General features: G+C 47.5%; 17 protein-coding genes and 1 pseudogene. 7 read left to right on the forward strand and 11 right to left on the reverse strand.

Translation table 11 applies throughout. The features are described from left to right. Nucleotides 1-74: 74 nt before the first annotated feature. The 5 genes and pseudogenes from ACMUEV_RS15420 to ACMUEV_RS15440 form a co-directional block, all read right to left on the reverse strand. Nucleotides 75-455 carry a hypothetical protein gene (locus ACMUEV_RS15420; protein WP_017288256.1) on the reverse strand — a complete coding sequence of 127 codons (381 nt, stop codon included), beginning with the start codon at nt 453-455 and terminating at the stop codon, nt 75-77. 253 nt (nt 456-708) lie between these two features. After that, nucleotides 709-807, reverse strand: a pseudogene (locus ACMUEV_RS15425) (transposase); the annotation flags it as partial. A 380-nt stretch (nt 808-1,187) separates the two neighbouring features. After that, nucleotides 1,188-3,380, reverse strand: a complete 2,193-nt coding sequence (locus ACMUEV_RS15430) for a DUF3769 domain-containing protein (RefSeq protein ID WP_190652889.1) — start codon at nt 3,378-3,380, stop codon at nt 1,188-1,190. Nucleotides 3,381-3,599: 219 nt separating this feature from the next. Beyond that, nucleotides 3,600-3,716, reverse strand: a complete 117-nt coding sequence (locus tag ACMUEV_RS15435; RefSeq protein WP_071596159.1) for a photosystem II reaction center protein I — start codon at nt 3,714-3,716, stop codon at nt 3,600-3,602. A gap of 72 nt (nt 3,717-3,788) precedes the next feature. Next, nucleotides 3,789-5,285 (reverse strand): hypothetical protein, encoded by a 1,497-nt coding sequence (locus ACMUEV_RS15440; protein ID WP_190652888.1) that lies wholly within the window; start codon nt 5,283-5,285, stop codon nt 3,789-3,791. Nucleotides 5,286-5,302: 17 nt separating this feature from the next. Here ACMUEV_RS15440 and ACMUEV_RS15445 point away from each other — a divergent pair, with 17 nt between their 5' ends. Beyond that, complete coding sequence (locus tag ACMUEV_RS15445) at nt 5,303-8,419, forward strand: alpha-mannosidase (protein ID WP_190652887.1); 3,117 nt, start codon at nt 5,303-5,305, stop codon at nt 8,417-8,419. A gap of 3 nt (nt 8,420-8,422) precedes the next feature. Here the strand turns inward: ACMUEV_RS15445 and psbN are convergent, their stop codons facing one another. Then, complete coding sequence (gene psbN, locus ACMUEV_RS15450) at nt 8,423-8,554, reverse strand: photosystem II reaction center protein PsbN (RefSeq protein ID WP_017288250.1); 132 nt, start codon at nt 8,552-8,554, stop codon at nt 8,423-8,425. A gap of 140 nt (nt 8,555-8,694) precedes the next feature. On the opposite strand from psbN, the gene ACMUEV_RS15455 reads away from it, so the two are divergent. Together ACMUEV_RS15455 and ACMUEV_RS15460 are read left to right on the forward strand one after the other, a co-directional pair. Then, complete coding sequence (locus ACMUEV_RS15455) at nt 8,695-10,068, forward strand: cation:proton antiporter (RefSeq protein ID WP_190652886.1); 1,374 nt, start codon at nt 8,695-8,697, stop codon at nt 10,066-10,068. Between the two features lie 630 nt (nt 10,069-10,698). After that, a complete protein-coding gene (locus ACMUEV_RS15460; RefSeq protein WP_199329677.1) occupies nt 10,699-12,432 on the forward strand; it encodes an N-acetylmuramoyl-L-alanine amidase in 1,734 nt (577 codons plus the stop codon). A gap of 9 nt (nt 12,433-12,441) precedes the next feature. Here ACMUEV_RS15460 and ACMUEV_RS15465 read toward each other — a convergent pair whose 3' ends face one another. Continuing rightward, nucleotides 12,442-13,353 (reverse strand): DUF4351 domain-containing protein, encoded by a 912-nt coding sequence (locus tag ACMUEV_RS15465; protein ID WP_190652884.1) that lies wholly within the window; start codon nt 13,351-13,353, stop codon nt 12,442-12,444. 69 nt (nt 13,354-13,422) lie between these two features. Here ACMUEV_RS15465 and ACMUEV_RS15470 point away from each other — a divergent pair, with 69 nt between their 5' ends. Further along, the gene (locus ACMUEV_RS15470; RefSeq protein WP_190652883.1) at nt 13,423-13,590 is read left to right on the forward strand and encodes a hypothetical protein; all 168 of its coding nucleotides are present in this window, start codon (nt 13,423-13,425) and stop codon (nt 13,588-13,590) included. Nucleotides 13,591-13,829: 239 nt separating this feature from the next. Here the strand turns inward: ACMUEV_RS15470 and ACMUEV_RS15475 are convergent, their stop codons facing one another. Further along, the gene (locus ACMUEV_RS15475) at nt 13,830-15,800 is read right to left on the reverse strand and encodes a caspase, EACC1-associated type (protein ID WP_190652882.1); all 1,971 of its coding nucleotides are present in this window, start codon (nt 15,798-15,800) and stop codon (nt 13,830-13,832) included. Nucleotides 15,801-15,804: 4 nt separating this feature from the next. Continuing rightward, nucleotides 15,805-16,182, reverse strand: coding sequence for a hypothetical protein (locus tag ACMUEV_RS15480; protein WP_190652881.1), 378 nt, complete (start codon nt 16,180-16,182; stop codon nt 15,805-15,807). Nucleotides 16,183-16,565: 383 nt separating this feature from the next. Here ACMUEV_RS15480 and murI point away from each other — a divergent pair, with 383 nt between their 5' ends. Continuing rightward, nucleotides 16,566-17,423, forward strand: coding sequence for a glutamate racemase (gene murI / locus ACMUEV_RS15485; protein ID WP_144056199.1), 858 nt, complete (start codon nt 16,566-16,568; stop codon nt 17,421-17,423). Between the two features lie 14 nt (nt 17,424-17,437). Beyond that, on the forward strand, nt 17,438-17,803 hold the full coding sequence (locus ACMUEV_RS15490) for a hypothetical protein (protein WP_017288240.1): 366 nt from the start codon (nt 17,438-17,440) through the stop codon (nt 17,801-17,803). Between the two features lie 18 nt (nt 17,804-17,821). On the opposite strand, the gene ACMUEV_RS15495 is transcribed toward ACMUEV_RS15490, so the two are convergent. Next, on the reverse strand, nt 17,822-18,511 hold the full coding sequence (locus ACMUEV_RS15495) for a LuxR C-terminal-related transcriptional regulator (protein ID WP_017288239.1): 690 nt from the start codon (nt 18,509-18,511) through the stop codon (nt 17,822-17,824). A 24-nt stretch (nt 18,512-18,535) separates the two neighbouring features. Further along, entirely contained in the window at nt 18,536-19,678 is a 1,143-nt protein-coding gene (locus ACMUEV_RS15500; protein WP_190652880.1) for a sensor histidine kinase, read from the reverse strand. A 385-nt stretch (nt 19,679-20,063) separates the two neighbouring features. On the opposite strand from ACMUEV_RS15500, the gene ACMUEV_RS15505 reads away from it, so the two are divergent. Beyond that, nucleotides 20,064-20,492 (forward strand): Pvc16 family protein, encoded by a 429-nt coding sequence (locus ACMUEV_RS15505; RefSeq protein ID WP_190652879.1) that lies wholly within the window; start codon nt 20,064-20,066, stop codon nt 20,490-20,492. Nucleotides 20,493-20,611: the final 119 nt, after the last annotated feature.

Raw genomic sequence — 20,611 nt, forward strand, 5'->3', positions numbered from 1 at the left:
TGAACTAGTAGCGAAGCACAAATTCTCTGGGCTGAAGAACTCTGAGGGTGAACAAACCGAGGATTTCGTTGAAGTTAGAAATCAGCTGTGCAATCGCGTGACCATTCTCCTCTGAAGATAGTACCGAAAGTCTTGAAGCAGCTTCCATCACGAGCAGATTGATTGAAGATTTCTCGTCTCGGCTCCCAGAACAACCCGGTTTGCATTTGACCCCGCACTGTAATGTTTTGGCTGCCAAGTGGCAATGTTACTGTTCGTTTACCACCAACAATGATTCCAGAGACTTTGAAGTCTTTACGTTGTCCATTAATGCTGTAGTTAATCTGATAGTCTGCGACATATCCACCTTGATTGAATACGGTGACTCGTGGGGCTGATGCAGCGATCGCAGACATTGAGAGGGCAGGAACAGTCGCAAGCATTAACGCGGAGGCAGAAAGAAGTTGACGTAGCATGTTGGTTCTCCTAGTGTTGTGTGAAGGTTTTAAGCTTCTGAGGAGATACACGTTTGCACTTTTGCGTTTATGCAAGCTTGCTCAAATTTCATCGGATTTATTTATCACAACCTAGAAGTTTCTCAAGCACGGCTGTTATGATTCCTGTCCAATTCTGGATAGAAGGTTCCTAGGTAATTCACCTGAAAGTCATCTTTTAGAAAATTAAGGTAAAGCTGAATTTTCTGATTCTTTGTGCTATTCCTCTAGTACTGGCATCAGGAAAGCCAGTAAGTCCATCACAGCACGCAATGAGAATGTCCTTCAGCCTGTGATTCTGAAGCTCAGTCAACACTGAGAGCCAGAACTTGCTAACTCGTTTTGGGTCATCTACATCCCGAGCAATTCCTTAGCAGAGTACTCAAGCTGATCATAGATTGCTTGAAATTTATCGGTATTTTAAGTTCTCTGACTTTACAGGAAAGGCTGGAACTGAGTGTAAGAGGATGTTTTAACGGGAATCATTCATTCATTCATTCATTCATTCATTCATTCATTCATTCATTCATTCATTCATCATCCGCCCCTCGGTTGGGAGTCGGAGCTATCGGAACGAAGTCTATTGAAACAAAGTAAATAGCTTACTGAAAATGGCTTTCAGTTCCTTTAGTAAACTTTGTTTCAATAGACTATGACTTCCAATCACAGATGGGATGTAACCGCCGCGAAAGTTTTAAAACATCTTCTGAATCTCTACTGAGGAGATCGAATAACTCCGCCTTCTACCGGAATGACACCACTGCCTGCGAAAGGCTCTCCACTGCCCTGATTCCAGTTGAAATCACTAATTTCAAAACCTACAGAGCCAATCTGCTGAACCGGATTATAGCGGAGTGTAATGCCATAAGTCCGACGCTTGTACTCTAAAAAGTAATCCGTACTAATCTCTCGACCTGTTTGAATGTTGTAAGCCGTTTGAAACCCGATGCGAATTGGTCCATAAAGCTGCTGCGTAATCCCTGCATAGAGGATTTTATCGTCTGCAATCCGATCGAATAAGAACGGCGACAAACCATTGCGAAAGGCTTGTGAGTAAGTGACGTTAAACGCAGTGTAATCAAAAAACGGGCGCGAGAAGTTCCCAAATTGTCCTTGTAAACTCACAGCACCACTAATGCTGTTTTGACTTTCCCCGTTACTATAAGCAGTCGCAACACCTGTTACTCCTACACCCACACCAATGTAAGGACGAATTGGAATCGGAGAGTACTTCAAGCCTTGATCCGGGGTTGCAGGTAAAGCATTTCCTTGCCATAGTGTAAAGCCTCGACTCAAAGCAGCACTTGCTTGGAATCGTCCCAGACTAATGCGATTGTTCGATCGAATTGGTTCTAGTAAATCAAGGCGATCGGTGTCTGCTGTGACGTATTGATATCCCACTTGATAGCTGAGATTAATCCCAGTTTTACCGATCGGAACAATCGGTGAAAAGAACAATGCCCCAATGCTACTTTGAACGTCTTGGAAGCCGAGGGAATTATTGAATAAGCGATCGCGGTAACTTGCTTCTAAGCTTAAGGTATGTGTACCAATCAATTGTTGTGCTCGCAAGCTGCCTCGTAATGCTTCTTCACTCCGATTGAAGTCTAAGCTAGTTAAGACACCTTCGCCTCGAATCACAGTTCGAGGACTCAAGGGAGCCGCAAGCCGCGCCCGTAGACCAAAGAGATTGGCAATATTACTGCGATCTTGAAACGCTCTTTGCACGAAAAACTGCGGAGTGAGTGTGAATTGAATCGGCGACTGCGGGAAAACATTAATATCGCGTTCGATAAACAGTCCACCTCGATCTTCACCGTCATATCCGAAGTTGAACAAAGCAGGCGATCGCTGATTGCGATCGAGGACTAGCGTTCGACTCGGCAATGGCAGCGTAAACCCTTGATCAAAGACCAATCGGTTACGGCTGACGCGAAGTTCATCTCTGAGCGGTGAAATGCGTCTGAGTTCGGCCCGATCTGAGCGCAGTTCCAGTTCAGGCGGCGAGAATGGATCATTCGTGACTCGGATATTTCGAGCTTGAAAGCCTTCTGGATAAAACTCAATTTGAGCCGCCTCAAATCGTAAGCGTCGAACAGTTCCCCCGGCAGGTCGAACAATCGTTGATCCACTCGAATTTTGCTCTGAGCCAACATTAATCCGCGCACTGCCTGCTAGAGAAATGTTATTCTGCGCCGCAGTCACTCGATCGCCGACTGAACCCACGGGGACAACTCCCGCCGTAATGTTAGTAGGTAAGTTGGGATTGAGATCGGTTCCAGCCGTTGGAATAAAAATTTCTCCACTGGCTTGTTCAACGGTTCCTTCTTCTTGGATCAAGTTATAGCGGAATCGTTGCCCCCGTAGGACTTGATCGCCCCTAGTCAGCGTCACGTTGCCTTCTGCAACTGTGAGGCGATTCACGAGATTCACCTGTAAGCGATCGCCCGTCAGCAATGCGCCTCGAAATCGAAGTGAGACGTTTCCTTCGGCGGTGAAGATCTGGCGATTTGTGTCGTAGTCTTGGCGATCGGCTTTGAGTTCGAGAATTCCTTGGTTGGTGAGGCGTTCGGTGGGGATGTTGCCGGGAGTGGGGGAAGTGGGGGGTAGGGGAGTGGGGGGTGGGGATGTTGCCGGGAGTGGGGAAGAAGTAGGGGGTGGGGAGATGGGGAGTGGGGAGGAAGTGGGGGGTGGGGGGGTTTGGGAGAGGGGGGTTGAGGTTGCAAATTGCCAATCGGGTTCGATCGCTGAAATGGATTGAGTTCCAGTTAGGTCTTCTGCTTTTTTTGACTCAACGGGAAGCTTCTCTGGCGGAGCGGTTTGAGCAAGCTTGATCGCTAGGTTGGGCTTCTGCGTAGGGGCAGGGGCAGGTTGAACAATCGCAGGAGGTTGAACCAGATAGGGCATAGTCTTAGAAATACGACTCGGAACAGAAGGCAGACGGCAGCATTGGCACTTTAACGGATTGACGGGAATTTCGGCAAATTGATTCCACGAGTTCGGTTAGAGCCTTGTAGGTTTTAGAGGTTGATCGATAGTAATGTCGATCGCGCATCGCTCTTGCGGCATTGACTGAAAAAAAAAGGGCAGATGTCTGCCCTCTTCATTCTCAAAATCGAGAATGGATTATTCTAAATCACGGCGGTTGGGGTTGCGCGAGGGGTCGTTCGAGAGAAATCCAAAGACGAACAGACCGATAAAGAAGAAGACCGTGATATAGACAACGATTTTGAGTGTGATCATATGAATGACTCCAAACTGGTTGGGCGGGGTTTGAAATTAGTCCCTTTATCTTACAGGAGGACGGGATCGTTGTTAATTGCGCTCGCGGAGCCAATGCCAGAGTGCAATGATTCTTTCCTCGATCCAAAGCACCAAATTGTCCAGCCATTTGAGAATTTTTTGCCAACGGCTCAGGATGTATTCGACCTCAGTCGCCGGGGTTTCAATCCAATCAAATGCTGTCTCTACTTGAGTCCGTTCGACCCGTCTTACCGCAGGTACAGATGCTTTTTGAGTCGTTGCCAGTTCGGTGGGTGTGCCAAAATCGAGCGGCTGTGCGGACTCGATCGACACTTGGGTGATTCGGGTTTCGATGCGGCTTAAGCTTGCAGCGCGCTGTTTGGGTTTCGATCGCAGAATGATTTTTCCAGAAAATCCTCTCAGATGGCGCTGAACATGCTCGAAGAGCGATTCTGTAAACGATGGAGCTTGATTCGGCATCAACACTCCATTAAAGGCAGCCGAGCCTTCTAAGATCTGAATTTCGCTGACAGCTTGATTCGGCAACGCCCCACCAAAGACATCGGTAAAGCTTAACCAAGGCGAGGAGTCCACCGTGTCTGACAAAGCACCATTTGCTGTCGCCAAGCGAGGCTTATTGCCAAAGAAATAGTGAATGGCTGCCCAGATTAACGCTTCTAAATCAGCTAAGTTCGGAGCTTGAGCAAACCAAGTGGTGACTGCTTTGCGGCTCGGAGGCGTGGGAATCAGTCCGGTGGGATTCCAAGCCGACAGTGGAACATTCGGAACAAACCAGGTGAGTTCTGCCACTTCGACGAGTTCTGATTCGTTGAACAGGTTGGCAGCGATCGCAACTGGGCTAGTCTGCACCCAAGCCATTAATTGCCGGAAGACTCGAATCGGAGCTAGTAAAGTTTCTCGATCTTCGGGCAGGGATAAGGGAGCGGATTTGAGATACAGCTTCCGTCGCCATTGCCAGTAGCGGGCGAGTTCGAGTCGGATGCGCTGTCCGATCTGACGCTGTTGTTCTGGAGTGAGAATGTCGAAGATGACATTATCTTCGAGAATCAAAACGATTTTTTGGGTATCAACGGTACAAGCGATCGCGGTAATTTGATACGGATTCGAGACAATTAGGGCTTCTTCGTCGCGACGGAACAAGAATCGTCCAATTACGACGAGTGGATGCCGTTCTTTGAGAACGGGAAGATTGCCGCCGCTGACTAAGGCGCGTTTGACAGCGACCAGAACATTTTGAATCGGCGCATCGCTGAGGTTGTTGTCGGGGTCGATCGCGATTTCCTCTCGACTCATCTTCAAGCGTAATACTGTTTTTTCTACCCGTTGCCCGATTTGCTGCCCAACGTAGCGTGTGCCCTGGAAGAGGGCGTAGACCGGATACAGCAAAATTTGAGTGCCCCAAATTGCAGCAAGTTTGGCGTGCCGCAATAAGGTACTCGTCTTGTCCGCAAATTTCTGAGTCTTTTGCGTGACAAAGTTAAACAATTGGCTTTGATAGCGTTGAGAGGTCATAAACTGAGGACGATCGTAACAATCGCGATTTTCCACCCCAATATCATATCGGTATGGTTGAATTTGTCACTTCTTTTATTGAGCGTTTGAGAAATTTAGTTCAAGCAGATGCGATCGAGCATTGGCTCGTCTGCGAAACGGATTGTACGATCGCAGATTTATCGACACAATCTTTTACAAAACTTGAGCTGAATGAGAAACGCTATTTAGTGTGGGAGAAGGGGCGAAAGGTTCGCTGGTTCTATCAAGAGTTTAGCGTGCCGGAAGATTTAGCAGGCTATCCCTTAGAAGGGTTAACGCTGCGGTTGGCATTAACCTGGTGGGCGGAACTGGCTGAAGTCTTTGTGAATGGGCAGAAGGTTCAGGAAGGGGATTTATTTGATCATTCTTGTCGGATTGTGTTGAGTTCTGCCACAGTTCCAGGCGAGAAGATTGCAGTTGCGATTCGATTGGTCAGTCCGGGACATGACATTGGCGGATTGATGCGATCGCGTCTAATTTACGAGTCGAATTACGACGAGATCGATCCGGGCTTTGTCGCGGATGAATTGGAAGTAATTCAGAGCTATGTTGAAGCGTTTGAGTTAGACAAGTTTGAATTTGAATTAGATTGGCAAGTTAGTAACCGATCGCAGTTTCATCAATCTCTCGAAGCACTGAGACGCTCACTTTTACCGTTTAGTACCCAAATCAAACAACATACAATTTATTTACTAGGTCATGCTCATTTAGATATGGCTTGGCTTTGGGATGTGGAGGAAACATGGAGAGCCGCAGAACGTACTTTTGTTTCAGTACTTAATTTGCAGAAAGACTTTCCTGAATTGACGTTTTGCCATACGACTCCGGCTTTGTTTGAATGGGTTGAACAGAATCGACCGGAGCTATTTGCTCAGATTCAAGCACAGGTAAAAGCTGGAACCTGGGAAATTGTCGGCGGCATGTGGGTTGAGCCAGAGATGAATCTGATCAATGCAGAATCGATCGCGCGTCATCTCTTGTATGGTCAACGGTACTGTCAAGAAAAGTTTGGTGAAATCTGCCGAGTCGCATGGCTGCCGGATACCTTTGGCTTCAATTGGCAAACGCCGCAGTTTTTGAAGCTAGCAGGCATTGATTACTTTGTGACACAAAAGCTGCGCTGGAATGATACAACGCGATTTCCTTACGAATGGTTTAACTGGCAAGCACCGGATGGTAGCCAAGTAAAGAGTTTGATGTCTTCGCCGATCGGGGAAGGAATTGATCCGATCAAAATGGCACAATTTGCTTGGGATTGGGTGAAGAAAACGGGTCAACCTCATGCGCTGTGGTTATTTGGTGTGGGCGATCATGGCGGAGGCCCAACGCGCGATATGTTGGAAATTGCAGAGCGGTGGAAGCGATCGCCGTTCTTTCCAAAGCTAGAATTTACCACCGCATTGAAGTACTTAGAAAGCCTAGAAGCTCCAAAAGACACTTGGAATGATGAGCTTTATTTAGAATTCCATCGGGGCTGCTATACAACACATGGCGATCAGAAAAGTTTTAATCGCTGGCTTGAATCGCTTCTAAAAGAGACTGAGCTTTGGTCTGCATTTGCAGCAATTACAAAAGATGAATCTTATCCAAAGCTAGACATGGAAGATATTTGGAAAGCAGTTTTATTTAATCAATTTCATGACATTTTACCAGGAACATCAATTCGTGAGGTTTTTGAAACAGCGGTAGAAACCTGGGAGTATGAATCTTACAACTGTATGGAGCTTGATGTGGTAGCACGGAGACTACTCTCAGGTTGTGTTCGGGTCTCAAATCTACCTCATCTAGAAGCAAAATTGATTATTGTTTTCAACCCATCAAATTGGAGGCGAGATCAATTTATTAGTGTCAAACCACTTCATGAAAACATAGCCTTTACTGACACAGATAAAAATCGATTGCACTGGCAGGTTGCTGATTTGGAAGGGAATTGGCTCGAAGAACAAAATCATTTCTATTCAAGTTCAAACATACAATCGTATGAAATTACTTTCTTAGCTAAGGATATCCCAGGAATAGGATATCGATGCTTCTGGCTTTGTCCACTTGAAACTGAAGCTGAAATCCTTCCAGAATTACCTAAATCATCAATTCTTGAAAATCAATTTCTACGAGTTACCGTCAATTTAGAGACTGGTAATCTAGATAGTATTTTTGATAAACAAAACCAACGAGAAATTCTTAGTGAGCCTGGAAACCAACTTCAAGCATTTCAAGATGAAGGACAATATTGGGATGCTTGGAATATTGATCCGAAATATTCAGATTATGCTTTGTCGTCTCCCAAACTTATAGAAGTTAAATTGGGCGAAACACATCTCTCAAATGGCTGTTATCGACCTTTACGAGCTTTTCGATCGCAGATCTCCGTCACCCGGCAAATCGGAGAATCTACTTTTGAACAAATTTACATTCTTGGGCAAGATTCACCCTTTCTCGAAATTCATAATTTTGTTGATTGGCGAGAACGTCATGTTCTAGTCAAAGCTGCGTTTCCACTCAATATTGAATCGAGCAGTGCAACTTATGAAATTGCAGCAGGCGCGATTGACAGAACTACCATTCCTCAGACCGAAGCCGAAAAAGCAAAATGGGAAGTTTCTGCACTCGGTTGGGCAGATTTGAGCGATGAAAATTACGGCGTTAGTATCCTCAGCGAATCAAAGCACGGCTACGATTGCACGTCTAATCAAATCCGGCTTACATTGCTGCGTGGCTCAGAATTCCCCGATCCAGAAGCCGATTTAGGATACTGTGAATTTAGCTATGCAATCTATCCGCACGCTGGAAACTGGAAAGAAGCGCAAACGGTTCGCAAAGCAGCAGAATTCTGCAATCCAGTGCAAGTGATCGTACTCGACAAAATTCCCGAAAACGGCACACTTCCCCCCGTCCATTCCTTCCTCGATCTTGGAGCAGACAATCTCATCCTCTCTAGCCTGAAGCAATCCGAAGACAATCCAGATGAGTACATTTTGCGCTGTTACGAATGCCACGGAGAACCCGCAGAACTCAACTTAAAAGGCGACTTCGAGATCATTGAATCGCTCGATCTGCTCGAACGATCGCTCAACACTCTCAACAAAATCGAACCTTGGCAAATTCGGACTTACAGACTAAAAAAGAGGGCATCCTTCGACACCCTCTAATTTTTAGTCTTCATGATCTTCAAACGGGTCATCCAAATCAACCGAAGGCGGCCCAAAAGCGGTATAAATCGCGTATCCGGTCAGTCCAACGATCGCTACACAGAGCGAGATATTCAGCGCGAATGCTGGTTCCATATTGGTTTTAGAGAGTGATTTTCTAACATTATAAAGGATTGTAACAAGTCCTTTTCATTTACGATCGATTCGGTAAGCTCGTTGGCTGAAGAAATCCCTGAGACCAAGTACAGTGAAAGGGATTTTCGATCGGTCGGATTATGATCAATTCCCTTTCCTCACTCGTCTTTTCTCATCCGCTCATTGCAGAAGCCAGCGCAGAAAGCGGGTCTCTTGTTCTCGCAGGCGTTCTGTTAAGCCTAGTCGTTGTCTATTTCGCAAGTAAAATCGGCGGAGAAATTTGTGCCCGCCTTGATTTGCCCTCTGTGTTAGGCGAATTGGTTGCAGGGGTTGTGGTTGGAGTTTCGGCACTGCATTTGTTGGTGTTTCCCAGTGCCGATTTTGATGCCAGTCGATCGCTGATCATGCAAACCCTGCAAATGACTGCCAACCTCAGCCCCGAAGCACTCAATAGCGTATTTGAATCGCAGAGTGAAGTGATCTCAGTCTTGGCAGAAATCGGAGTCGTGATTCTGCTGTTTGAGATCGGACTAGAATCTGATCTCAAAGAATTAATTCGAGTCGGTTATCAAGCTGCGGTGGTCGCCTGTGTGGGGGTGGCTGTGCCATTTGGATTGGGAACCGCAGGCTTAATGCTCCTCTTTCACGTGCCTGCGATTCCTGCGATTTTTGCAGGAGCTGCTTTGACAGCGACCAGTATCGGCATTACCGCACGAGTCTTGTCCGAAATTCAGCGCATTAGCTCGAAAGAAGGACAAATCATTATCGGTGCGGCAGTGCTCGATGACGTGCTCGGAATTATTGTGCTGGCAGTCGTCGCAGGATTGGCGAAAACTGGCGAAGTGCAGGTTTCGAGCGTCATTTATTTGATTATTAGCGCGGCAATTTTCTTGATTGGCAGCTTATGGTTAGGACGATTAGTTAGCCCGTTTTTTGTCACGCTGGTCAATGAATTGAAAACACGTGGTCAATTGCTCGTCAGTGCTTTGATTGTGGCATTCATTCTGTCGGATATTGCGGTTGTGATTCAGTTAGAAGCGATTTTAGGGGCGTTTGCTGCCGGATTAATTTTGGCGGAAACCGAAAAACGTGAAGAACTCGAAGCTCAGATTAAGCCGATCGCAGATATGCTCGTCCCGGTTTTCTTTGTGGTCGTCGGAGCAAGAACCGATGTCAGCGTCCTCAACCCCTTCGATCCGGCGAATCATGAAGGCTTGATTATGTCCGGATTTCTGATTGTTGTGGCGATTTTAGGAAAAGTCGTGACTGGATTTACGGTGTTTGGTCAGCCTGGATTAAATCGACTCGCGATCGGAGTCGGGATGATTCCACGAGGCGAAGTTGGACTCGTGTTTGCGTCATTTGGGGCAAATACAGGCATTCTCTCCGATGCCTTACAAGCTGCAATTATCGTCATGGTGATCTTAACCACATTCGTCGCACCGCCTTTACTGCGGCTGGTTTTCCAACGAGAAGAGTCGGCTCCAGTTCTCAGTGCGCCAGACGATATATGAGCAAAAAAATATGCTGTGATCCCGGCATCTGTACTAGAATGCTCTAGCCTAACTCCACCCTGTTGAGTTAGAGATGCCGTTGTTTCACCTCTTTTGAATTTATGCAACCGCTATTTCCCAGAAACTCGATCGAACCATTCAGAAACTCGATCGAGTTTTTTTGCGTCGAGCTTCATCGAAGAGAACAAACCGATTTCTCAAATCAATTGAACAGAGTTTCCAGATTCTAGGAACGAGTTTGAGGATATTAGGTCAGTCGATCCAGTATCGTTGATTCTGATTCAAGATATTTGGTGTATAAAGGTTAGATTTCTGAGGTGAATACTGGCATGAATTCAAAGATTCAGCCGAGCAAGGATTCATCGATCGTGGGTGAGCGAGGACTGAAAATAGATTCAGAATCATTGAATTTGTAGGCGAAATCTTTAACATTTTGCCGCCGAATTTTGACGGTCAAATGATAAAAGTTGCTGACGAAATGAGTGCAACACCACGCATCAAAGGAGAGAAAAGTTGGAACGCGGTCTTCACACGATGAGTACAAAAATTAAGGCATCTCGCGCAAGCAAATCTCAGAAAACATCTTGCGTTCAAGCTTTCTTTTTGCTTTGCTCTTTTTATTTTTTACTATTGACTTTCCCGGCTCAGGCTGCCCGATTACAGTCCTGGCGGTTAAGTCCGACTCAAACTCAATTAGAATTTTTCACCGATGACGGCGTGCAGCCCACCGCGCAATTGTTGAGCAATCCGACTCGTCTTGTGATTGATATGCCCGGTGTCACGTTCGGTCGCCCCCAAGTCACAGAATCCTATAACGGCGCAATTCGCGCGATTCGAGTGGGGCAATTTGCTCCTGGTACGACTCGTATGGTGGTCGAATACGCGCCCGGATATACGATCGACCCCAATCAGGTGCAGTTCCAACCGAGAGCCGCCAATCAATGGTCGGTGCAGTTGCCGAATCCCCAAATTTCAGGCGTGATTAATCCTTCACCCGTTACGCCTTCACCCGTTACCCCGCCGCCGATTTCCTCGACTCCTCCTGCGACTAATGCGCGCGCGTTTCTACAAAGTCTGCAAGCGACTGGAGATGGGTTCTTTCTGCGATCGACCGGAGGTGCACCGGAGATTCGTTCCTTGAGATCCGGAGATCGCCGCCAAATGATTTTCGATTTTTACGGCGCAACGATTTCTCCAAATCTTTCCCCGCGTGATTTGCCCGTCAATTTGAATGGCGTTTCTCGCGCTCAAATTACCCAGTTCTCGCCAGATGTGGTTCGTGTGACTTTGACACTCTCTGAACAAAGCCCAAATTGGCAGGCGAGTGTCAGTCCTTCCGGGGGCTTGATAATTCTGCCCCAAACGATCGGAGCGAGTCCTGGACAGTCCGTTTCGCAAACCGCGATCGTCCAATCCGTAGAACTAGATGCCAACCGTCAACTCGTGATCCGAGGCAATCAGGCTCTCAACTACAGCGCCGGATGGGATCGCCCTTCAGGAGCTTATCGTATCCTGATTCGCTCTGCCCGTACGGATCTTAGAACGATTCAACTCCCTGCCAACAGTCCCCTACTTCGTGCCCAAGTTCGGCAAGAAGGCAATGACGTTGCAGTCTTGATCATTCCTGCGTCTGGCAACCAAATTGGCGCGATCGTGCAGTCTAGCCCACAACAATTGACGGTTCCATTTACTCGATCGGGCTTATTCCCCGTCACCCCACCCCCTATCACCCCACAACCCGTCACCCCACCCCCCACAACCAATCCGATCCCCGTCCCCCCTCGTCCCACTCCCACCCCAGTTCCCCGCCCGATCCCAAGCGGTCGTCAAGTCGTTATCCTCGATCCCGGACATGGTGGACCCGATCCTGGAGCAGTCGGAATTGGTGGAATTCAAGAGAAAGAAATCGTTCTCGATGTCAGCCGCCGCGTGCGAGACATCTTAGAACGTAGTAATGTTCAGGTTGTGATGACGCGCAATGCAGATATTGATCTCGATTTGCAGCCCCGTGTCGATATTGCTGAACGCGCTAGAGCCACAATTTTTGTCAGTATTCACGCGAATGCAATCAGCATGAGCCGTCCCGATATCAATGGAGTCGAAACCTACTATTTCCAAAGTGGATTGGAACTCGCCCAGACGATTCATCGCAATATCTTGGCAGGCACTGGCGCGCCCGATCGCCGAGTTCGCAGCGCTCGATTTTATGTACTGCGGCGCACCTCAATGCCCTCAGTCTTACTCGAACTTGGGTTTGTCACAGGGCGAGATGATGCGCGCAGGTTGTCAGATACGACATTCCGGCAACGGATGGCAGAATCGATTGCACGTGGGATTCTTGAGTACTTGGGTAGACGCAGTTAGTTTTGAGAATCAGCGGGGTTCTGCCAACCATTGCTCTAATTCTGCGATCGTACTGAGATTCAACAGTGCGATCGCGAGTTGGTCGAGTTGTGCGATCGGGAGTTGCTGGATTTGAAGTTCGAGGGGTTCGGGCAGAGAGAAGCGCGATCGCAGTTGCATTAAGATCAGTTCAGCTTTCCCGCGCTCAATTCCTTGTTCAATTCCTTGCTCAATTCCCTGTCTTCTTCCGGTTGCGAGCGTTTGACGTTCCCATTCTAAATATGCTTTTGAGAGTGCCATTAGAAATCGCTTCTCCTCTGCGTCAAGAGTTTCAGTTACTTTTATACTAAGGTTCCAGCGGGCTAATAGATCAAGGGCTGTGGAACGCTTTGGGGTGTTTTCTGGCAGCATGAGTAGCTCTTCGATCGCTTGTTCTTGAGTTGTGCCTTTGCCGAGTAGCCTGAGCCATAAAGTTTCTTCAGTTGAGCGTAATTCAGCAATGTTGATTAAGCCGGTTCGCCAACCTCGATCGAAAAGATAAATCCCGTCTTCTTCCTGAAGTTTGCCGCCAAAGTCGTTTAGAACTCGATCTGAAACAGAAGATGCCAGAATCCATAATTGCGGTTGTTCTGAATCTGGGAGGGTTTGTTCGGCGGCGCGATCGAGTTCGGCATGAAGGAAATAGAGTTTTGAAACACAGCTACGGATATCGGTTGCGGTTGGAGGATTGCGAAATGGCTCGAATAGGGATTTGCTTGTGCTTAATTGGGCGAGTTGACCCAGTTCGTTGGGGTCGAGTTGAACTGAGTCGTCTGGCTCAAAGTAGATGTCGATGCGACGAGCTTCTCCGGGAACGGTGCGATCGATGGTTACTCGTCCATAAGGTGTGAGGAGCGCTTCAAAGAGTTGTTTGGAAAATTCGTCGAAGGGCTGTCGCGTCATTGGAAACGGAAATGTGATGAGATGAGTACAAGCGCTCTATAAATTATTGCATACGTCAAAGAAAATTTTATGGGTCACGTAGATCGATACATCTCCAACGGTGTTCGATACATCTCCAACATCGATCGAACATTCACGCTTGATACTCAAATCCTCGCAAACGATGATCAATACATCTTCAATGACGATCGAACATTCACGCTTGATGTTCAAATCCTCGCGAACGTCGATCGATGAATCGCGAATGATATTACAGTGATTCACTCACAATGTTCGATCTCTCGTAAACGTCGCTCGATGAATCGTCATTGACGATCGAACAATCGCGATCGTCATCTAATGAATCGCAGACGACGATCGATGAATCACAATCGTAAATCCGTTGATCGCTTTCCCAAAATGCTCAGAAGATTTGATCAAGCAGAGCGCGAAAAGGAGATAAAAGAAACAAGGGCAAAAGGCATGAGGGTAAGGGGCTACAGAGCCATTGGAGCAGAACAAACAATACGAAAACCGTTAGTGAAGCTGCAGTAGACGGGCGGATCGTCGTCGCGAGAGGCAGAACGACAAGCCCGCGGACTGTAGTACCAGGAACCGCCACGCAAGACTCGGCGGTTGTTCTCTCGATCTCTTTCCATTTCCCAAACGAGCCTGTCAGTGGGTGCATCCGTATAGCTGTCACGCCAAGGATCAGCGCACCACTCCCAAACATTACCGTGCATATCAAAAAGTCCAAAAGCATTCGGGGGAAAACTGCCTACATTCGTTGTTTGTGCTCGGTAAATTCCTTCCGGCACATTCGCATAAGTGTAATTGCCGTTATAGTTTGCTAGAGCAGGCGTAATCGTTTCTCCAAAATGAAACGGTGTCGTTGTTCTAGCCCGACACGCATATTCCCATTCAGCTTCACTCGGCAATCGATATTGCTGTCCAGTTTTTCGAGATAATCGATCGCAAAACTCAATCGCATCCTCCCAAGACACTCGTTCAACAGGTCGCTCTTGACCTCTGAAACTCGATGGTTCTGGCTTGAGATCGCGATTGATTTTTGGCAGGTGAGCGATCTCTTTCCATTGCGCCTGAGTCACTGCATACTTACCCATGAAAAAAGGCTTGATCGTGACTTGATGTTGCGGCTTCTCACTATCTCTTGCTTCTAACTCTCCCTCTGCCGCACCCATCCAAAAGGTTCCACCTGGAATCCAAACCATATCGAGAAAGACACCTTGCGCGAGTTCTTCTCGACGGTAACTTGCTTGACTTTGACGACGATCGATTTCTTTTCCTCGATCGTTGACCGTAATCACTTCAAAACTAAAAACCGGAAGCGAAGGCTTTGAAGGCTCTTTGATTGTCGGTTTAGGCTCTACAGAAACTGGAACCTCTACATCCTTTGCATCAGGAACAATCCGCCGCTCAATCTCTAAAACACTCTCATCCGTCAGACCTAATTCCTGCTGAAGCTCTTGTAGCTCTCGTCGATCTCGTTTATCTAACGGAAACCTACATTCGCGCAAAACCTCTTCATACTCTGCCAAATTCGCCCGATGTTCTCGATACGGCTGAAGCACTTCATCCTCAATCTGCCTCGCCACCGCCGCATCCAGTCCAAAACCTTGCGCTCTTCGATCGAGCATTCTCCGCCCCGCCGGACGAATCTCACCCTCTGCACAATACTGTTCGACCAATTTGCGATACTTCTGAGCAACATCAACGAATGCCCGCGCCAAAACAATCTTCTCTCCATCTCGCACCACATACCGCTCCGGGTGCATTGAAGGCATCGCCCGCTTCAGCTTCGTCCTAACAAACTCATGCAACTCATTCGCCGAAATCAACCCATCCTCATCAAGATCCGCCGCCCCCGTCCGCAACCCCTCCACCAAATAGCGCGTATAAATCGCCAACTCCTCCCCAGACCGCTCAAACGAATACTCGATCGCCGAAGAAGAAGTCAGCACAATCCGCCCCTCTCCACCCAACTGGCGAGAAAAATCGATCGTCCCCTCATCCCGCACAACATTCGCCCCAAACGCCCCACTATTACAGCAATCCAAAATCACAACCATCCGCCGCGACTCGCAATTCTCCATCTGGTCATGCACAAAACTCGCAGGAACCGCCGTACCCTTATTCAGCCTGCCATCCGCTAACTTTCTCGAACTCCGATTGCTGAAATAAAACTTGCCAAACTCATCCGTGATCCCATGCCCCGAAAAATACAGCAGCAATAGATCTTCCTCACCACACTCGCTAAAGAGCGTAGCAATCTCCTCCTGCATCGTCTGTAAATCTGGATTCTCAAGCGGCACAACGCGATCGAACCCACCAATCTCTGGATCGCTCAATATCGATCGCATCGCCGCTACATCCTTCACCGCCGCAGGCAACGACTTCAAACCCTCAGCGTACTCGCTCACGCCAATCAGCAACGCTATCTTTGCCATCGTCCTACAAAGTTTGAGCCAACCGCTTCAACGTTTCTTCCGCCAGCGCCAACTCCTCACGACTACTCGCTTCGAGTTCCACCTCACGCCCATCCGCAAACTTCGCCTTAATCTTGATCGGCTTATTCCCCAAGCGATCGCCCAAAAACCCAAACAGCGACTTCAACCCCTCCAACGTCACCGTCGCCCTCAGCAACCCCAACAAAAACGACCCAAACGCCTTACTGCCCTCCGGCGGATTGTCATCACTGACGCGATCGACCTTCACTCCGTCAATCTGTCTCATCTGCTGCCAGAGCGTCTGTGTCAATTTCTCCTGCTTCTCAGGACTCTCCGCATCTTGAAAACTCAGCATCAGTTCAAGCTTAGAGGCAGTACTCATAACCCATCCACACTCTACGAAACTTCCTCAGATTCTAGCCCTCTGACGCAGAATTATCCGTACTTCCCCGGAATGCAGCCCGACAACATTGGCAACCCTGCTCAACAATCTGACCTCCCGACAGAAGCGATCGCGCTTTCCTCCCAAGTATTTCTGCAAATAGAATTCATGATTTCTTCTCTGAAGTTGATCTTGAGCCTCTGAGCAAGACCGCCTAGACTTAGAAAAAAGTTAACAGTCAGATAGAGGATTTTGAGTTTTAGATTTTGGATTTTGATTGTAGAAACGTCCGAAAAGGACGGTTCAGGAATCGAAGTACACATTTACAATTCAAGCAGGATTTTTTCTGATTTGGGCGTTTTACATTGGTGTGAGGATTCAGCATGAACATGGAAGTATCGAATTTTGGGGGATTTCTGCGAGATCTCCCAAATGGCTCTGATCCGATCGGACTTTTCGATAGCGGGGTCGGCGGTTTGACCGTGCTACGCGAAATGTACCGTCAATTACCGAATGAGTCACTTTTATATTTTGGCGATACAGCGCGGTTGCCCTATGGAACGCGATCGCAGTCTGAGATTATTCAATTCGTGCGCGAAATTCTCGATTGGATGGTGGCTCACCGCGCCAAAATGGTGATCATGGCGTGTAATACGAGTTCAGCATTAGCGATCGAAACGGTGCGCCAGGAATATCCCAACTTACCGATTTTGGGCGTGATTTTACCGGGTGCCAGTGCAGCAGTCCGACAAGGCAGACGCATCGGAGTCATTTCAACGCCAGCAACGGCTGCAAGCGATGCCTATCGTCAAGCGATTCTCGAAGTCGATCCCACGGCTGAAGTTTGGCAGGTCGGCTGTCCTGAATTTGTGCCCTTAATCGAGCAAGGACGCATCGACGATCCTTACACCCACAAAGTGGCTCAAAGCTATTTACAACCGTTACTCGACCAAGAAATTGACACGCTGATTTACGGCTGTACGCATTATCCGCATTTAGCGCCTGTATTGAAATCGATCGTGCCTTCTTCAGTGCAATTTGTAGACCCGGCAGTGCATGTGGCGAAAGCAGCGGCTCAGGAATTGGAGATCTTGGGACTGCGAAATCAGCGTTCTCCGATGCCGACGCGGTTTTATGTCAGCGGTGATCCGAAACCGTTCATGCAATTGGCACAGCAATGGCTAGGATGTAACACGATCGTGACTCAGATCTCGCTGTCTGAATCCGTTGCGGTTAGCTAAGCTAGAGAAAAGGTATGACCTCTCAGTTTCCCCAGGACTCGGAGGTCACGTTTCAAAATCCTGAATATGAAATGACTATGATGAATGCTTTATGGTTTCGCATCTTGAGAACGGTTTATCGTAAAGAGCCGATCACAGGATTTATTCTGACTGCAGGTGCAATGAATGTCGCGATCGGTGGAATTGATCAAAGCACTTCATTGGTGATTTTCGGATTGAGCACGGTGACGATCGCGTTAGCCTTGCGATGGTGGCATTTGTCGCATCGCCCTGCACCGATGAAAGTTTCGACTGAATCTTCTCGACGAGCGCCAATGCGAGCCTTACCAGAGCGATCGTCTCGCCCATCGTTGCCTACTTTATCAATTCCCAAAGATTAACTCGCTTCGTAGGCAGCATCAAGAATAACCGACTAGTCCCATCTTTAACGCTTTAATAATTGCCTGCGTTCGACTTGTCACACCTAGTTTGTTGAAAATCGCCGTCAAATGCGCCTTCACTGTCGCGACTGAAATATATAAATGGGCTGCAATCTCCTCATTAGAAGCGCCTTGCACCAACCAGTGCAACACCTCTTGCTCGCGCTCCGTCAAGTGTAACTTTACCTTCGCTTCTGAAGCTTGCCCGTTGTAAAACCGGAACGTCTGAAAAAATCGCGTTGCCAATTCTGGAGACAAATAAATCTGATCACTCAAAACCGTCTCGATCGCTTGAAATAACTGCGTCGCCAGATCATCCTTAACGACATAGCCATTTGCGCCAGCCCGCATTGCTCGAAACACCCATTCATCCTCTTGATGACCAGACAAAACGAGAATGCGCGATCGCAGATCTAGCTTTGCTAACTCCATCAAGGTCGCAATCCCATCTCCGGTTGCTAGCTCCATATCCAGCAGAATGAGCATAGGGTGCTGCTCCATTGCCAGTTGCACCGCTTGCTGTGAAGAAGCTGCTTCACCCACTACTGTAAATCGTTGATCATTCGTCGTGTTATAGAACTGAAGCAAGGTTTGTAGACCCTGACGGAACCGAGCATCATCATCGACAAGCAGAACAGAGGTTTGCTGAATAGTGGCAGGAGTGGACATAGTGAACTCGTAAAAATGGAACCGTTAGATCGCAGGCACGATCGATAATTTGGGGCTATATCGAGGCAGCGCCACCGAAAACTTCGCGCCGCCTTCTGGTAAATTGCCTGCCCATAGGCGACCATTATGCGCGTGAATGATCTTTTGAGCGATCGAAAGTCCTAATCCTGTTCCACCCGGACGACGAGAATAAAACGGAGTACAGAGATTTTCGACATCACTCTCAGACAAACCCACACCGTGATCGGAGATTTCGATCACGATTTCCTGGTCGGTCACTTCCCAGTGGCAATCAATCTGACTAGAGATAGGGCTGAAATGAATCGCATTGGAAATCAAGTTATCCAACACCTGCTTAAATTGCCAGGCATCGACATCGATCAGCATCAGCGATCGCGAATAGTTCACAGTAATGTCCTTCTCAGTCAGCCAAGGCTGCAACTGTTTGAGACTTTCCGTGATCAGTTCACTCAAATTGTGTTCCGCAATTCGCAGCGGTTTTTGTTTGACGGTCAATTGCTTCAGATGACGGCTGATATCCTGAATCGATGCCTGAATTGATTCGAGATGCGATCTGGAGTGCTGTTCAGAAACAGTCGTCAGTAGCATCTCAGTATAAATTTGAACTAGCGCGATCGGACTTTTCACCTGATGCTCAATGTGGTTGTTTTTTTGCTCTAACTGTTGGTACGACTGGCGTTGTGTATAAAGTTCGCGCACCATTGAGAGATGATGGCTCAACAGATTTGCGCAGTTTTCTATCAATCTTTTCTGCTTTGCTGTAAGAAGTTTGGGGGTTCCAAGCAACAGGTATTCCGGTTTGGTGGGACTAATCGGGCAAGCATAAAATCGAGGTTTTGATTTTGTAAAAACTTTAATCAATCGCCCGATCGAATTTTTGATCCACCAAGTTTCGGATGCCAAAAATGCTTGAGCCTCCGCATCTAACACTGACCAAAATTCGCGACCATAAAGCAAACACTGACGTTTTGAATGCTCTGGAGAATGAAAAACTAAACGAATGCCGAGATCTGGAAATTGAGACAAAATCTGCTCAATTTGCAACCGACAAAACGCTTGAATTGGATTCTCAGCAACCGTGGAAGGCTCGACCGTATGGGATACGATCGCAGAGGGAAACCGCTTAAATGAATGGACAGCTTGCATAACACCACAAGAATCCGAAGTTAGGGAAACACGACAAAATATCTTAAAAAGTGCGTGCTTTTTGCTTGTAATCCAATACGATCGGTTACAAGTTAAGCACATTGATAAAGAACCATACTTTTGTATAACCCAGAGTCCGAAAAGTCCTCAAAATTCCCACGGATTCTAATAAATATCTCAGTAATTTCCCGGAGGGAGGCAATTTATTTAACACCTATTTTGTAAAGACCTAATTTCGCATCGGTACTCTATACGGTGCTAATTGCCATCTTTTGCCCGCTACATCTCGGTTTTCATCATTTCTCTTGACTCAGTTCGACTTACGGCTAACGATCTCTTCTCTGTGATCGTCATAAACTGTCCCCTTTAATCGCTACATAAGATAATGATTCCTGCCATTTCTAAAGCGCTAGCAAATGTGCTGGCGATCGAGACTTCTCTGAGTGAAGTTGAACGGGTTGATTTTAATCCACCGTCTCAGTCGTTGATGGGCAAGGCGGCTCTCAATATCTACTGCTACAACTATTGCTGCGCTGAGAAAAAGCCGACGCTTCCAGAAGTCGCTTTAGCTTTCGTCATCAGCGCTTGGGATACGCCTGCTTGGGGTGACCAGCCATTATTATCAGAAGCTTTATCTTCTCTCAAAAAACATCGACAGCTTGAGCCAAAATTTTTATCCCCAGAACTAGAAGACTATCAAGCCTTATCGATCGAGGTGGATGCGATTCCAGCGATCGAGCCTGTGGTGTTGTGGGAGTCATTGGGATTACCGATGCGTCCAGCGTTGTATGTGACGGTGAAGGTTCCGACGTAGATCATCCCCCACCTCCCCACTCCCCACTTTCCGCAGGTGGGGAAACCCGCACTTAGCAAAATAGAGACGCAGGGCACAATCATCACGCACAATAAATGCGTTGCCTATAAACAGAATTT

Origin of the sequence: Leptolyngbya sp. FACHB-1624 (assembly GCF_047649235.1) — a bacterium.
GTDB classification, from domain to species: Bacteria; Cyanobacteriota; Cyanobacteriia; order Leptolyngbyales; family Leptolyngbyaceae; genus Leptolyngbya; species Leptolyngbya boryana.